The following is a 13,772-nucleotide window of genomic DNA, read 5'->3' as shown; positions in this document are numbered from 1 at the left end:
TCCGGCAGAGGGTTCAGCCGGCGTTGCCCTCGAGCTCGATACCCGCCTTGCGCATCTGCTCGAGCGCCGAGTCGATCGTCGCCGGGGCGACGCCGGCGGTCAGGCCGAGCAGCACTCGCGTATCGAAGCCGGCGCTCTCGGCGTCCAGCGCGGTGGCGCGCACGCAGTGGTCGGTGGCGATGCCGACCACGTCGACGGCGTCGATATCGCGGGCCCGCAGCCACTTGGCGAGCGTGCTGCCGTCGGACGCCGCACCCTCGAAACCCGAATAGGCGGCGGAGTATTCGCCTTTGGAGAAGATCTCTTCGATCCGGTCGGTTTTCAGATTGGGGTGGAATTCCGCGCCCGGCGTACCGACCCGGCAATGCGGCGGCCAGCTGTCCACGAAATCCGGGTTCTCGGAGAAATGCGCGCCCGGATCGATGTGGTAATCGCGGGTGGCGACGATCGCGGCATAGTCCCTGTTCGCGACGTGGGCGCTGATCCGCTCGGCCACCGCGGCGCCGCCGGCGACGGCCAGCGATCCGCCCTCGCAGAAATCGTTCTGCACGTCGACGATGATCAACGCCCGGTTCATGACAAGGCTCCTTTTCCCGCGGATGTAAACGAAGGCTACCGCCCTGCGATTACTTTGTGCCGCCGCAATACAGCACCCTGGAGGACACATGGGCAGCACAGCACTGAGAATCGTGGTCGGGATCGCCGTCGGTTACCTCGCCTACCTGGGCGTGACCATCTGGCTGGACGGCGCGCCCGAGAGCTGGGTCGACCTCAGCATCCGCGCGCTCGCCGTGGTCGCCCTCGCCGCACTCGCGGTCGAGTTCCTCAATCGCCGCAAACGGGCCAAAGCCGCTCGCCAGGCCCCGCCCGCGCCCTGAACTCACTCACGATTGGTATTTCGTTGTGTCGCAACAACTCGAGGTCGCTGTGCGCGACGACAGCGTCTGGATCACGCTGACGGTCTGGGCCGTCAAAGCCGTCATGTTCGCCGCGTGCGCGCTCGCGTTCAGCGGAATGTGGCTGCTGTTCGATCCGCCCGTCGACGGTGTCGAGTGGGGTTGGCTGGGCCTGCGCGGCGCGGTCTTCGCCGCGCTCTTCATCGGATTCAGCCTGCTCTACGAACGCCGCCGGGGCTGATCACCGCACGAACGTGGTCGGAATCGCCGGTTCACCGGCCGAGAGCTTGAGCCCCTCCCACGGCAGGCTGACCAGTCCCCGCCGCACCCGCTCGCGGCTCTGCTCCAAGGTTGGCAAATCCGCGAGCACCTGGCCCCCGCGGACCAACGGCACCTGTAGGTCGCGGACCTCGAACCCGTTCGAAGCGGGCGCGGGACTTGTTGCGGGATAGACGATTTCCTCGACGACGGTGCCGGTCTGCCGGGCCAGCCGGATCGCCTTCTTGGCGCCGCCGCGAGATTCCTTGTGGCTGCTGCGTTTCGCCACCGGCACGCCGTCGACCTCGACCAGCTTGTAGACCATGCCCGCGGTCGGCGCGCCCGAGCCGGTGACCAGCGAGGTGCCGACGCCGTAGACGTCCACGGGGTCGCCGCGCAGGGCGGCGATGGCGTATTCGTCGAGGTCGCCGGAGACCACGATGCGAGTCCCGGTGGCGCCGAGGCCGTCGAGCTGATCGCGCACCTGCTTGGCCAGTACGCCGAGATCACCCGAATCTATGCGCACCCCACCGAGTTCCGGGCCCGCCACCTCGATCGCGTTGCGCACGCCCTGGGTGATGTCGAAGGTGTCCACCAGCAGGGTGGTGCCGACGCCCTGCGCCGCCACCTGACTGCGGAAGGCCTCTTTCTCGTGCGCGCCGTCGGAGCCGCTGTGCAGCAGCGTGAAAGCGTGCGCGCTGGTGCCCGCGCTGGGCACGCCGAACCGGCGGGCTGCCTCCAGATTCGAGGTGGTGTCGAAACCGGCCAGGTACGCGGCGCGCGAACTCGACGGCGCGGCCAGTTCGTGGGTGCGCCGGGAACCCATTTCGATCATCCGGCGGCCGGCGGCGGCGCTGACCATGCGGGCCGCGGCCGAGGCGATCGCGCTGTCGTGATTGAGGATGGACAGGATCAGCGTCTCCAGGACCACGCCCTCGCCGAAGCTGCCGCGCACGGTCAGGATCGGGGAGCCCGGAAAATACAGTTCGCCCTCGGCGTAACCCTCGATGTCCCCGGTGAAGCGGTAGTCGCGCAACCACTCGACAGTGCGGGTATCGAGGAACCGGGCCACCACCGCCAGCTCTTCCGCGCCGAACCGGAATCGCTCCAGCGCTTCGAGGACGCGGCCGGTACCCGCCACCACGCCGTAGCGGCGACCGTGGGGCAACCGCCGGGCGAATACCTCGAAAGTGCACTGTCGTTCGGCCGAGCCGTCGGCCAGGGCCGCGGCGAGCATGGTCAATTCGTACTGGTCCGTAAGGAGCGCGGTGCTGGGTGTCTCCACACCGGTCACTGTAGACATCGAGACGCAACTGTGGCCTTATCCGCCAGCCTCGGCGCAGGTGTTGTGCTCGGGGGGGCGAGTCGTACCCTGGACGTTATGGCCTTGTGCGAATCAGAACTGACAACGACGCTGTCGGCGGCACAGGCGACTCCAGAGGCGGTCGAGTACACCGAGATCCTGGAGGCGGAGGACCGCCCCTGGGTAACGGTGGTCTGGGACGACCCCGTGAACCTGATGCACTACGTCACCTACATCTTCCAGAAGCTTTTCGGCTACACCAAGGCGAAGGCGACCGAACTGATGATGCAGGTGCACAACGAAGGTAAAGCGGTGGTGTCCTCGGGCTCGCGGGACAAGATGGAACAGGACGTGCGCCGATTGCACGCGGCCGGCCTGTGGGCCACGATGCAACGCGATGACTGAGCTTGCGACTACCCTGGGTCTCCGTGCGTAAGTGGAGTCGGAAGAACTCGCTGAGCGGCCTCAAACTGCGATCCGAGATGGATCAGCGGGAGGCCGCGGTACTGCGGTCGCTGGTCGGCGCCGTTTCCGGGCTGCTCGTAGAACGGGCCCAATCCGCCCCGGAGGACGAGCTCGCCGCCCTGACGGGCCTGCGTAGCGGCAATACCGCGGCACCCGAGGACCCGCGCCTCAAGCGCCTGCTGCCCGACTTTCACCGCAGCGAACCCGGTTCCCCCGACGCCGACCGCTCCGACCTCAACAGCGCCCTGCGCGGCCTGCACGAACCGGAGATCATCGACGCCAAGGTGGCCGCCGCCACCGTGGTGCTGAACACCGTCCCCACCGAGGGCGGCAAGGTCGCGCTGACCCCGGAACAGGCCGACGCCTGGCTGACCGCGCTGACCGACGTCCGCCTGGCCCTGGGCACCGTGCTGAACATCGACGCCGACACCCCGGACCACCTCGAACCCGGCGACCCGCGCGGCGTGCACCTGGACGTCTACCACTGGCTCACCTGGATGCAGGATTCCCTGCTCCAAGCCCTGTCGCCGGAGTAACCTCCCGCTATGGCGAAGACCGTCGAACAGTTTCTGGCCGAGTCTGCCCACCCGCGGAAGCCGGAAATCGAGGAACTGCGCGCCGCGATCCTCGGGGCGCACCCGGGGATCACCGAGCAGATCAAATGGAACGCGCCCAGCTTCTGCGTCAACGGCGACGACCGCGTCACGATGCGCCTGCAACCGGGCGACGCCGTCGAATTGATCTTCCACCGCGGCGTGAAGGTCAAGGACACCGCCTTCAGCTTCGAAGACCCGGCCGGTCTATTGCATTGGCGTGCCCCGGATCGCGGCACCGTCACCTTCACCGATCTCGCGGATGTGCAGGCCAAGCTCCCGTCGGTGGTCGAGCTGGTCGACCGCTGGATGACCGCCACCGCCGAATAGGGGCGCGGCTCCGGCGCGGCGACCGGTGGCATTCGGCGCGCGGCGCAGAATGGGGCGCATGAATGCGGTGACCGGTGCGCGGAATTCGTTGACCGATGTGGCGGGCCTGTTGGTGGGGCATCACCATGTGCTCGATCCCGATGCGGCGGTCGGGAGCGGCGCGGCGACGGGGTGCACGGTGGTGCACGCGCCGGGCGGGGCGGTCGCGGCGGTGGACGTGCGCGGCGGTGGGCCGGGGACCCGGGAGACGGATCTGCTGGATCCGAGTAACACGGTGCGGCAGGTGAATTCGATTCTGCTGACCGGTGGGAGCGCGTATGGGCTGGCGGCCGCCGAGGGGGTGATGCGGTGGAATGAGGAACACGGGCAAGGGATTCCGATGGACCCGGCCGATGCGGCGAAGGTGGTGCCGATCGTGCCCGGGGCGGTGATCTTCGATCTACCGGTGGGGGAGTGGCGGATCCGGCCCACCGCCGATTTCGGGTTCCGGGCGGCGGAGGCGGCGGCAGTGGAATTCGCCCGGGGTTCGGTGGGTGCGGGGGTCGGCGCTCGTGCGGGATCGATCAAGGGTGGGGTAGGTAGCGCCAGCATCGTGCTCGGCGAGGGGCCCGCCGCCGGGGTGACGGTGGCGGCGTTGATCGTGGCGAATCCGGTTGGCTCCGTGTTCGATCTGCGCACCGGCTTGCCGTGGGGCGCGGGCACCGACGGTCCCGAGTTCTTCGGATTGCGCACGCCCGCACCGGAACAGGTCGCGCGTGCGAACGCGTTGCCGGTCAAGGGAACCGTGCTCAACACCACCATCGGCGTGGTCGCCACCGACGCGCCCCTGGACCCGATCGGCTGCCGCCGCATGGCGATGACCGCACACGACGGCCTGGCCCGCGCCATCCGTCCGGCGCACTCGCCACTGGACGGCGACACCCTGTTCGCGCTGTCCACCGGAACCGCCGAATCGCCCGCGAGCTTCCCGATGCCGCCCGCCTTCCCCGGGAATCTCCTGGCCCTCGACGCGATCTGCACGGCGGCTGCGGTCGCGGTCGAACGCGCCATCGTCGACGCCATCCTGCAGGCGACCACCGTCGCCGGGATTCCTTCGTACCGCGACCTTTTCACGACGTAGCACCCGGTCGACGACGTCCCGGGCGCGTCGGCCGAAGTCTGGTCGCCGAGCTGACGGGACGCCGGAGGTAACTTCCCGGTGGTCGAGCGACGCCTCGTGGCGGGCACCGAGCGGCTCCCGCGCCCGCGCGGTGTGTGGGCGAGGTCACCCGAGGCGGGGTCGGCGGCCGGTATGCCGGGAATAGGTGAATATCCTGGGTCGTTGTCGGCTGGGACGGCCGGGATATGGAAGGGTTCGACGGTGCTGGTGATCAAGAGCGACCTCGTGGACGCGATGGTGGCGCATGCGCGCGCCGATCACCCGGACGAGGCCTGCGGGATCATCGCCGGGCCCGAGGGATCGGATCGGCCGGAGCGGTTCGTGGCCATGGTCAACGCCGAGCGTTCGCCCACCTTCTACCGGTTCGACTCCGGTGAGCAGCTGAAGGTGTGGCGCGCGATGGACGACGCCGACGAGACCCCGGTGGTCATCTACCACTCGCATACCGCGACCGAGGCCTACCCGAGCCGCACCGATATCTCCTTCGCCTCCGAGCCGGACGCGCACTACGTGCTGATCTCCACCCGCGATCCCGAGCAGCACGAGCTGCGCAGCTACCGGATCCTGGACGGTGTGGTCACCGAAGAGCCCGTGCAGATCGTCGACGCGTACTAATCCCCAGGAAATCGAGGAGTTCCCATGTCGGTAACCGTGTCCATCCCGACCATCATGCGCAGCCTCACCGGTGGTGAGAAGCGCGTGCAGGCCAGCGGTGACACGCTGTCCGCGCTGATCACCGACCTCGACGCCAACCACCCCGGTCTGGCCGAGCGACTGCTCAAGGACGGCAAGCTGAACCGCTTCGTCAACATCTACGTCGACGACGAGGATGTGCGCTTCGCCGGCGGCCTCGACGCGGAGGTGCCCGCGGGCGCGTCCGTCACCATCCTGCCCGCCGTCGCCGGAGGCTAGACCCCGCCGTGGCGCGCTACGAATCGCTGATCGCGACCCTCGGCAACACGCCTCTCGTCGGTCTGCGCACCCTGTCTCCGCAGTGGGACGGAGACAACCACGTCCGGCTGTGGGCCAAGCTCGAGGACCGCAACCCCACCGGGTCCATCAAGGACCGCCCGGCGCTACGCATGATCGAGCAGGCCGAGGCCGAGGGCAAGCTCACGCCCGGCTGCACCATCCTGGAGCCGACCAGCGGCAACACCGGGATCTCGCTGGCGATGGCGGCCAAGCTGAAGGGCTACCGCCTGGTCTGCGTGATGCCGGAGAACACCTCGGTGGAGCGCCGCCAGCTGCTCACCATGTTCGGCGCGGAAATCATCGATTCGCCCGCCGCCGGCGGATCCAATCAGGCGGTGGCCAAGGCCAAGCAGATCGCCGCCGAGCATCCCGACTGGGTGATGCTCTACCAGTACGGCAACCCGGCCAACGCGCTCGCGCACTACGAGACCACCGGTCCGGAGATCCTCGCCGACCTGCCCGAGATCACGCACTTCGTGGCCGGTCTCGGCACCACCGGAACCCTGATGGGCACCGGCCGCTTCCTCCGCGAAAAGGTCGCCGACATAGACATCGTCGCCGCCGAACCACGCTACGGCGAGCTGGTCTACGGCCTGCGCAACATCGATGAGGGCTTCATCCCCGAGCTCTACGACGAGTCGGTACTCACCAGCCGTTTCTCGGTGGGCCCGTTCGACGCGGTCAAGCGCACCCGCGAATTGGTCTTGGAGGAAGGCATTTTCGCCGGTATCTCCACCGGCGCCATCTTGCACGCGGCCCTCGGCGTCGCCCGCAAGGCGCTCAAGGCGGGCCAGCGCGCCGACATCGCCTTCGTCGTCGCCGACGGCGGCTGGAAATACCTCTCCACCGGCGCTTACGACGGCACCCTGGAGGAAGCCGAAGAGCGCCTCGACGGGCAACTCTGGGCCTGATCGGCGAGCGCCGTCGGTACGCTCGGTGGGGCGGGGTGCTGAGTTCGGGCGGCCCCGTCGGACGAGGAGGTTGTCATGGCCGGCGGTACAGGGGCGTCGTTCGACCCGAGACGGATCGCGCGGTTGCGGGGGCAGACGAAACCTGAGGGCAGCGGGCAGCCGACGTGGGCTCGGGCCGGGGTGCTGATTCTGGGGTTCGTGGCGCTGCTCTACGGGATCGAGACCGTCGATACGCTGGCGCACGATCGGCTCGAGCAAGCGGGGATCGAACCGCGCGACCCCGACGGGCTCGGGGGCATTCTGTGGGCTCCGCTGCTGCACGACGGGTGGCCGCACCTGGTGAGCAATACGGTGCCGGTGTTGATCCTCGGGTTTCTGGTGCTACTCAGCGGCATCGGGCGGGGACTCGCGGCGACCGCGATCATCTGGCTGATCGCGGGGGTCGGGACCTGGTTGATCGGGCCGGAATACAGCGTGCACATCGGGGCGTCGTCGCTGATCTTCGGGTGGCTGACCTACCTGATCTCGCGGGGCTGGTTCGCCCGGAACATCGGTCAGATCGTGCTCGGATTGGTGATTTTCGCGGTCTACGGATCGGCGCTGTGGGGCGTGCTGCCGGGACCGCCCGGAATATCTTGGCAGGGCCATCTTTTCGGCGCGTTGGGTGGACTGCTCGCGGGCTGGGTACTCTCTGGTGATGCACGCCGAAGCCGCCGCGGGGATCAGTCGGGGATCATTGCGCCGCCCAGGTGAGGCCCTCGAACGCAGCCGAATGTGGGGGATCCGTTGGTGACCGAAAATTCGTCGTGGCAGCATGATGGAATGCGCCTTACCGTCCTCGGGTGCTCGGGCAGTGTGTCCGGCCCGGACTCCCCAGCGTCGGGGTACCTGCTGACCGGGCCGGATATGAATCCGGTGGTCATCGATTTCGGTCCCGGAGTGCTCGGTGCGCTGCAGCGATACGCCGATCCCGGTGAGGTCGACATCTTCCTCACGCATCTGCACGCCGACCACTGCCTGGATCTGCCGGGGCTGCTGGTGTGGCGGCGCTACCACCCGACTCCGCCGGTCGGGAAGGCCATCGTGCGCGGCCCGTCGGACGCGGCGTTGCGGATCGGCAATGCGTCGGCCGAGATCGGCGGCGAATGCGACGACTGGTCCGATGTCATCGATCATCGCCCGTGGGCCGAGCACGACCCGGTGGAATTCGGTCCCGGGCACACGGTGGTAGCGCGGCGGATGTTCCATCCGCCGGAATCCTACGGCCTGCGCATCACCACCAAGGCCGGCCGGGTCTTCGTCTACACCGGCGACACCGCCATGTGCGACGCGGTGCTCGAGCTCGCGCAGGGCGCCGACATCCTGATGTCGGAGGCTTCCTGGACGCACGATCCCGCCAATCGCCCACCGGGCATTCATCTTTCGGGCACCGAGGCCGGTCAGATCGCCGCGCGGGCGGGTGTGAAGGAACTACTGCTCACCCATATTCCGCCCTGGACTTCGCGGGAAGACGTGATCGCCGAGGCGAAGGCCGTCTTCACCGGCCCCGTGCACGCGGTCGCGCCCGGCGAGACCTTCGATATCTGAGCCGTGCGCTCGTGCGCGGCACGCTCCGGTTAAGCTCACCGCGTGTCGAGACGAGCTGATGGCAGGGCGGACGACGAACTCCGCGAGGTCCGGATCACCCGTGGATTCACCACGCATCCAGCGGGTTCGGTGCTGGTGGAATTCGGGCAGACCCGGGTGATGTGCACGGCCAGCGTCAACGACGGGGTGCCCCCGTGGCGGCGCGACTCGGGTCTGGGCTGGCTCACCGCCGAGTACGCGATGCTGCCCGCCGCCACCCACACCCGCGCCGGCCGCGAGTCCGTGAAGGGCAAGGTCGGCGGCCGCACCCAGGAGATCAGCCGGTTGATCGGCCGCTCGTTGCGGGCCTGCATCGATCTTGCCGCCATCGGTGAGAACACCATCGCCATCGACTGTGACGTCCTGCAGGCCGACGGCGGCACCCGCACCGCCGCCATCACCGGCGCCTACGTCGCGCTCGCCGACGCGGTCACCTACCTCGGCGCGGCCGGCCGTCTGGCCGACCCGCAGCCGATCTCCTGCGCGATCGCCGCGGTCAGCGTCGGCGTCGTCGACGGCCGCGTCCGCCTGGATCTGCCCTACGAAGAGGATTCCCGCGCCGAGGTCGACATGAACGTCGTCGCCACCGACACCGGAACCCTCGTCGAGATCCAGGGCACCGGCGAAGGCGCCACCTTCCCGCGCTCCACCCTGGACAAGATGCTCGACTCCGCGCTCGCGGGCTGCGAGCAGCTGTTCGCGATCCAGAAGGAAGCCCTGGCGCTGCCGTACCCGGGCGAGCTCCCCGAGTTGGTGGAGAAGCGCAAGTGAGCCGGGTCCTCGTCGCCAGCCGCAACGCGAAGAAGCTGAAGGAACTGCGGCGCATCCTGGACGAGGCCGGAGTCGCGGGTATCGAGATCGTCGGCCTCGACGATGTGCCGCCCTACGAGGAGGCTCCCGAAACCGCACCGGATTTCGAGGGCAATGCCCTGGCCAAGGCCCGCGATGGCGCCGCCGCTACCGGATTGCCGTGCATCGCGGACGATTCCGGCATCGAGGTGGATGCCTTGAACGGCATGCCCGGCGTGCTGTCCGCGCGCTGGTCCGGCCGTCACGGCGACGACGCCGCCAACAACGCCCTGCTGCTGGCGCAATTGGGCGACGTCCCGGACGATCGCCGCGGCGGCAGCTTCGTATCCACTTGCGCGCTGGTCGTCCCCGGTGGCGAAGAGCTCGTGGTGCGCGGCGAATGGCCGGGCACCATCGGCCGGGAACCGAAAGGCGAGAACGGCTTCGGCTACGACCCGCTCTTCTTCCCGGACGGCGGCGAGCGCAGTGCCGCCCAGCTCAGCCCCGCCGAGAAGGACGCCGTCTCGCACCGCGGCCGGGCGCTGAAGCAACTGCTCCCGGCGCTGTCCGCCCTCGCGCGGGCCTGACCACTCGGCCGTCGCGCGCGCGTCTTCAGCTCAGACGCCGAACTGTTCCTTGACCTTCTTCGCGTTCACGTGCTCGACGTAGAACGACAGGAACGGGATGGTGCCCGCGATGAGCGTGCCGACGGTGCGGGCCAGGGGCCAGCGCACCTTCACGGCCAGGTCGGCGGTGACCAGCAGGTAGGCGAAGTAGACCCAGCCGTGCACGACGGCGATCCAGCTCGGAGTGTCCACGTCGAAGCCGTACTTGGCGACCATCTCGCCGGTGAGCAGTAGCAGCCAGAGGCCGGTGATCCAGGCGAGGGCGCGGTAGCGGGTGAGCGCGGCGGCGATCTTCTGGGTCTTCGCGCCGGGCGCGGTTTCAGTGGCGCTCATCCGGCGCTCCTTTCGGTACGGGCATCCAGACCGGCCGCGCGGACCTGGTCTTCGAGATCTTTCGCGTGCAGGTCGGCCAGGTACTTGTTGTATTCGGCCAGTACCGGGTCGTCGGCGCGCGCCGCCTGCGGGCGTTCCGGCAGGATTCCGGCCGGAATCTCGCGCGGTGCAACGGTTTTCGCGGGCTTAGGGGTCTGTTCGGCGTCCTCTTCGGCTTCGCTCTCCAGCCGCACGAAGCGGAAGTAGGCGAAGACCGCGAATCCGGCGAACAGCGGCCACTGCAACGCGTAGCCGAGGTTCTGTCCGGTGCCGCTCGAGGATTCGAACCGTTCCCACTGCCACCAGCCCAGGGCCAGGCAGGTCAGCGCGGACGCAATTACCAAGGCGATGAGAGCCGGGCGATTGTGTGCCGAGCGGCGGGGAGGAGCAGACACGGCTCCTACGGTACCCGTCTACTACAGCGTCCGTAGGAGCAGGTCGGAACTGGTGACCGGGGTCATGACGACCGGACCGCGGGAGTGCCGGCGTGGAAGGTTTGCCGGTAGGCGGTGGGGGAGACGCCGAGGGTGGTGGACAGATGCTGGCGCATGGATGCCGCGGTCCCGAACCCGGATTCGGCGGCGACCCGGTCGATCGGCAGGTCGGTGGTCTCCAGCAGGCGGCGGGCGTATTCGACGCGCTGCTGGGTGAGCCATTGCCCGGGCGGGAGGCCGACCTCGTCACGGAACTTGCGGCAGAAGGTGCGCACGCTCATCCGGGCGTGATCGGCGAGCTCGGACAGCGTGAGGGGGCGGCCGAGGTGCCGCAGCGCCCATTCTCGGGTGGCGGTGGTGGAGGACGTGGCCGGTTCGGGTACGGGCCGTTCGATGAACTGGGCCTGACCGCCCTCGCGCCAGGGCGGCACCACGCAGAGCCGGGCGACCCGATTGGCGACGGCGGTGCCGTGATCGCGACGCACCAGATGCAGGCAGAGATCGATGCCCGCGGCCGCCCCGGCCGCGGTGAGGATGCGGCCGTGGTCGACGAACAGCACGTTCGGATCGACCTGGACCCGCGGGAAACTGCGCTGGAAACTGGCGGCTTGGTTCCAGTGGGTGGTGGCGGGGGCGTCGTCGAGCAGGCCGACGGCGGCGAGCACGTAGGCGGCCGTACAGATCGACACGATGCGGGCACCGGGTTTCAGCTGGGCTATCGCTTCCGCCAATCCAGTGGGCAGCCAATCGGCTCCGGGTTCCGAGCCGCAATCCACGAACGGCGGGATGACCACCGTGTCGGCGGTGCGCAATGCTGTCCAATCCTGGTCGACCGCGATGCTGAAGTCGGCATTGCTGCGCACCGGCTTGCCATCGAGCGTGCAGGTGCGGATCTCGTACAGCGGGGACCCGTCGACGTCGAAGGCGGTGCCGAAGATCCGCGCCGGAATGCTCAATTCGAACGGATAGACCCCGTCCAAGGCCAGAACCACCACGCGATGCATGGCAAGATCCTTTCACATATTGGCTTTCTTGCCACTCGCTGGGGTGTTCCCACTGCGGAATTCTGTTTACGACGCGGCCGATTCACTTCGGAAACGGCCCGGAGACGCAGGAGAGATGCGATGCGCGCGATTCGTCAGGACGAGTTCGGTGGCCCCGAGGTGCTGCGGGTGGCCGAGGTCGACCGGCCGGTGCCAGGTCTGGCCGAGGTGCTGGTCCGGGTGCACGCGACCTCGGTGAATCCGACCGATGTGTGGCACCGCTTCAGCGGCGGACTGGTCCAGCGCATCGTGCCGCTCGGCTGGGATGTCTCCGGTGTGGTCGAGGCGGTCGGGCCGGGCGTTACCCGATTCCAGCCCGGCGACGAGGTCTTCGGCATGCCGCGCCATCCGCTGCCCGCGGGCGCCTACGCCGAGTACGTCACCTCACCCGCCCGGCATCTGGTGCGCAAGCCCGTCGCGCTCACGCACACCGAGGCGGCGGCGCTGCCGCTGGTCGCGATGACCGCGTGGCAGGCACTCGTCGAGGTGGCCGAGGTGCGGCCCGGGCAGCGAGTCCTGATCCACGCGGCCGCCGGTGGTGTCGGGCATGTGGCGGTGCAGATCGCCAAGGCGCGGGGCGCGTACGTCATCGGCACCGCCAGCGCCGCGAAGCACGAGTTCCTGCGCACCCTCGGTGCCGACGAGGTGATCGATTACACCGCAGTCGATTTCGCCGAGGCAGTCACGGACGTGGACGTGGTCGTCGACGCGATCGGCGGCGAATACGGTCCGCGCTCCTTGCGCACCTTGCGCGCGGGCGGGATCGTTGTCTCCCTCGCCTCGCCCGCCGAAGCTCAGCTCGCGGAAATTGCTGCGCCGCAGGGCAAACGCGCGCAGTTCATGGCCGTCGAAGCCGATCTGCAAGGGCTGCGGGAGATCGCCGCGCTGGTGGAGTCCGGTCAGCTACGGGCGCACGTCGACACCGTGCTGCCGCTCGAAGACGCCGCGAAGGCGCACGAACTCAGCGCCAGCGGGCGCACCGTCGGCAAAATCGTGCTCACCGTCGCCTGAGGCCGCCAGTGCGCCGCGGACAGCGGTGTTCCTCAGAACTTGTAGGTGACTCCGGTGCGCTGCTCGGATTCCTCCCAGAGGCGGCGCCACAGCGTCTGGCTCTGGGAGAGCTTGCTCGACGGCGACGGTTCTACCGGTCCCTGGCTCTGGAACAGCCGGGTCGGCCCCCAGTAGGTTTCGGGGTCGGCGTCGGGCATGGTGGCGGCGAACAAGGTGGAGTGGGCCGCCTTGTGCGGCGGGTGGCCGACGATCCGGATGACCGGCTTGGCCACCTTGTCGATCAACGTCTCGGTGCGGGTGAACAGGTCGGTGGCCGATACACCGGGGTGCACGCCATAGGAGCGCTTGGCCGAGCCCGCCTCGGTGAGGCGGCGCTGCAGTTCCCGGGCGAACATCAGATTCGACAGCTTCGACTGCGCGTACGCCAGATTCGTCTGGTAGCGCCGGTTTTCATAGTTCAGGTCGTCGACCCAGAACTTCGGCGTCTGCTTGTGCGCGATGCTGGCCAGGGTGACCACGCGGTCGCCGATGCGGTCCAGTAGCAGGCCGGTCAGCGCGAAGTGCCCGAGATGGTTCACGCCCCACTGGGTTTCGAAACCGTCCTTGGTGCGAGAGAACGGAATGTTCATCAGGCCCGCGTTATTGATCAGCACGTCGAAGTCGCCGGAGGTCTCGGCGAACTTCCGGATCGAGGCCAGGTCGGCCAGGTCCAGCGTCGCGGTGCGCACATCACCGGGGATGCTGTCGGCGACGGCCTGGGCCTTCTCGGCATTGCGGCATGCCATGATGACGGTGGCGCCCTTGGCCGCAAGGACTTTGGTGGTCTCCGTGCCCAGTCCGCCGTTCGCGCCGGTGATGACAAAGGTGCGCCCGGTCTGATCCGGGATCTGTGTTGGTTTCCACGCCATGGGCCAACCTTACTCTGGAGTAAGTTCCGGGGGAAGAGGAGATCGGAATTGACTCAGACAATACGCGGCTGACCGG

General features: G+C 68.4%; 20 protein-coding genes. 14 read left to right on the top strand and 6 right to left on the bottom strand.

The genetic code is table 11. The annotated features are described in order from the left end of the window. Positions 1–13: 13 nt before the first annotated feature. On the bottom strand, positions 14–577 hold the full coding sequence (locus tag AB0M14_RS09460; RefSeq protein WP_364991063.1) for a nicotinamidase: 564 nt from the start codon (positions 575–577) through the stop codon (positions 14–16). An 88-nt stretch (positions 578–665) separates the two neighbouring features. On the opposite strand from AB0M14_RS09460, the gene AB0M14_RS09455 reads away from it, so the two are divergent. Next, positions 666–878, top strand: coding sequence for a hypothetical protein (locus tag AB0M14_RS09455; RefSeq protein ID WP_364991060.1), 213 nt, complete (start codon positions 666–668; stop codon positions 876–878). Between the two features lie 25 nt (positions 879–903). Beyond that, entirely contained in the window at positions 904–1,137 is a 234-nt protein-coding gene (locus AB0M14_RS09450; protein WP_364991056.1) for a hypothetical protein, read from the top strand. Here the strand turns inward: AB0M14_RS09450 and AB0M14_RS09445 are convergent, their stop codons facing one another. Next, entirely contained in the window at positions 1,138–2,439 is a 1,302-nt protein-coding gene (locus tag AB0M14_RS09445; protein WP_364991053.1) for a nicotinate phosphoribosyltransferase, read from the bottom strand. A gap of 96 nt (positions 2,440–2,535) precedes the next feature. On the opposite strand from AB0M14_RS09445, the gene clpS reads away from it, so the two are divergent. The 11 genes from clpS to rdgB all read left to right on the top strand — a co-directional run bounded on the left by clpS (position 2,536) and on the right by rdgB (position 9,889). After that, the gene (gene clpS / locus AB0M14_RS09440; RefSeq protein WP_364991049.1) at positions 2,536–2,862 is read left to right on the top strand and encodes an ATP-dependent Clp protease adapter ClpS; all 327 of its coding nucleotides are present in this window, start codon (positions 2,536–2,538) and stop codon (positions 2,860–2,862) included. A gap of 23 nt (positions 2,863–2,885) precedes the next feature. Further along, on the top strand, positions 2,886–3,458 hold the full coding sequence (locus AB0M14_RS09435; RefSeq protein WP_364991044.1) for a DUF2017 domain-containing protein: 573 nt from the start codon (positions 2,886–2,888) through the stop codon (positions 3,456–3,458). 9 nt (positions 3,459–3,467) lie between these two features. Then, entirely contained in the window at positions 3,468–3,845 is a 378-nt protein-coding gene (locus AB0M14_RS09430; protein WP_364991041.1) for a DUF1801 domain-containing protein, read from the top strand. A 58-nt stretch (positions 3,846–3,903) separates the two neighbouring features. Continuing rightward, a complete protein-coding gene (locus AB0M14_RS09425; RefSeq protein ID WP_364991038.1) occupies positions 3,904–4,965 on the top strand; it encodes a P1 family peptidase in 1,062 nt (353 codons plus the stop codon). 240 nt (positions 4,966–5,205) lie between these two features. Then, positions 5,206–5,619 carry a M67 family metallopeptidase gene (locus AB0M14_RS09420; protein WP_307869867.1) on the top strand — a complete coding sequence of 138 codons (414 nt, stop codon included), beginning with the start codon at positions 5,206–5,208 and terminating at the stop codon, positions 5,617–5,619. A gap of 24 nt (positions 5,620–5,643) precedes the next feature. After that, a complete protein-coding gene (locus AB0M14_RS09415) occupies positions 5,644–5,916 on the top strand; it encodes a MoaD/ThiS family protein (RefSeq protein ID WP_364991034.1) in 273 nt (90 codons plus the stop codon). Positions 5,917–5,924: 8 nt separating this feature from the next. Next, a complete protein-coding gene (locus AB0M14_RS09410) occupies positions 5,925–6,887 on the top strand; it encodes a cysteine synthase (protein WP_364991031.1) in 963 nt (320 codons plus the stop codon). A gap of 75 nt (positions 6,888–6,962) precedes the next feature. Continuing rightward, entirely contained in the window at positions 6,963–7,640 is a 678-nt protein-coding gene (locus tag AB0M14_RS09405) for a rhomboid family intramembrane serine protease (RefSeq protein WP_364991028.1), read from the top strand. 69 nt (positions 7,641–7,709) lie between these two features. Further along, on the top strand, positions 7,710–8,474 hold the full coding sequence (locus AB0M14_RS09400) for a cyclic nucleotide-degrading phosphodiesterase (protein WP_364991025.1): 765 nt from the start codon (positions 7,710–7,712) through the stop codon (positions 8,472–8,474). Positions 8,475–8,516: 42 nt separating this feature from the next. Then, complete coding sequence (rph, locus tag AB0M14_RS09395; RefSeq protein WP_364991021.1) at positions 8,517–9,284, top strand: ribonuclease PH; 768 nt, start codon at positions 8,517–8,519, stop codon at positions 9,282–9,284. After that, positions 9,281–9,889 (top strand): RdgB/HAM1 family non-canonical purine NTP pyrophosphatase, encoded by a 609-nt coding sequence (gene rdgB / locus AB0M14_RS09390; protein WP_364991017.1) that lies wholly within the window; start codon positions 9,281–9,283, stop codon positions 9,887–9,889. The genes rph and rdgB overlap by 4 nt, the downstream gene beginning before the upstream one ends. A gap of 30 nt (positions 9,890–9,919) precedes the next feature. Here rdgB and AB0M14_RS09385 read toward each other — a convergent pair whose 3' ends face one another. The 3 genes from AB0M14_RS09385 to AB0M14_RS09375 form a co-directional block, all read right to left on the bottom strand. Continuing rightward, the gene (locus AB0M14_RS09385; RefSeq protein WP_364991014.1) at positions 9,920–10,261 is read right to left on the bottom strand and encodes a DUF3817 domain-containing protein; all 342 of its coding nucleotides are present in this window, start codon (positions 10,259–10,261) and stop codon (positions 9,920–9,922) included. Beyond that, positions 10,258–10,695 (bottom strand): transcriptional regulator, encoded by a 438-nt coding sequence (locus AB0M14_RS09380; RefSeq protein WP_364991011.1) that lies wholly within the window; start codon positions 10,693–10,695, stop codon positions 10,258–10,260. The genes AB0M14_RS09385 and AB0M14_RS09380 overlap by 4 nt, the downstream gene beginning before the upstream one ends. A 62-nt stretch (positions 10,696–10,757) precedes the next feature. Next, positions 10,758–11,738, bottom strand: a complete 981-nt coding sequence (locus tag AB0M14_RS09375) for a helix-turn-helix domain-containing protein (protein WP_364991008.1) — start codon at positions 11,736–11,738, stop codon at positions 10,758–10,760. A gap of 120 nt (positions 11,739–11,858) precedes the next feature. Here AB0M14_RS09375 and AB0M14_RS09370 point away from each other — a divergent pair, with 120 nt between their 5' ends. Beyond that, a complete protein-coding gene (locus AB0M14_RS09370) occupies positions 11,859–12,788 on the top strand; it encodes an NADP-dependent oxidoreductase (RefSeq protein WP_364991005.1) in 930 nt (309 codons plus the stop codon). A gap of 32 nt (positions 12,789–12,820) precedes the next feature. Here AB0M14_RS09370 and AB0M14_RS09365 read toward each other — a convergent pair whose 3' ends face one another. Next, positions 12,821–13,696: an oxidoreductase gene (locus AB0M14_RS09365; protein ID WP_364991002.1), complete on the bottom strand. Its 876-nt coding sequence runs from the start codon at positions 13,694–13,696 to the stop codon at positions 12,821–12,823. Positions 13,697–13,772 lie beyond the last annotated feature (76 nt).

This window comes from Nocardia sp. NPDC051832 (genome assembly GCF_040681285.1).
Taxonomy (GTDB): Bacteria; Actinomycetota; Actinomycetes; order Mycobacteriales; family Mycobacteriaceae; genus Nocardia.
The sequence above is the reverse complement of the archived record's forward strand: the minus strand, read 5'-3'. Positions and strand labels throughout refer to the sequence as shown.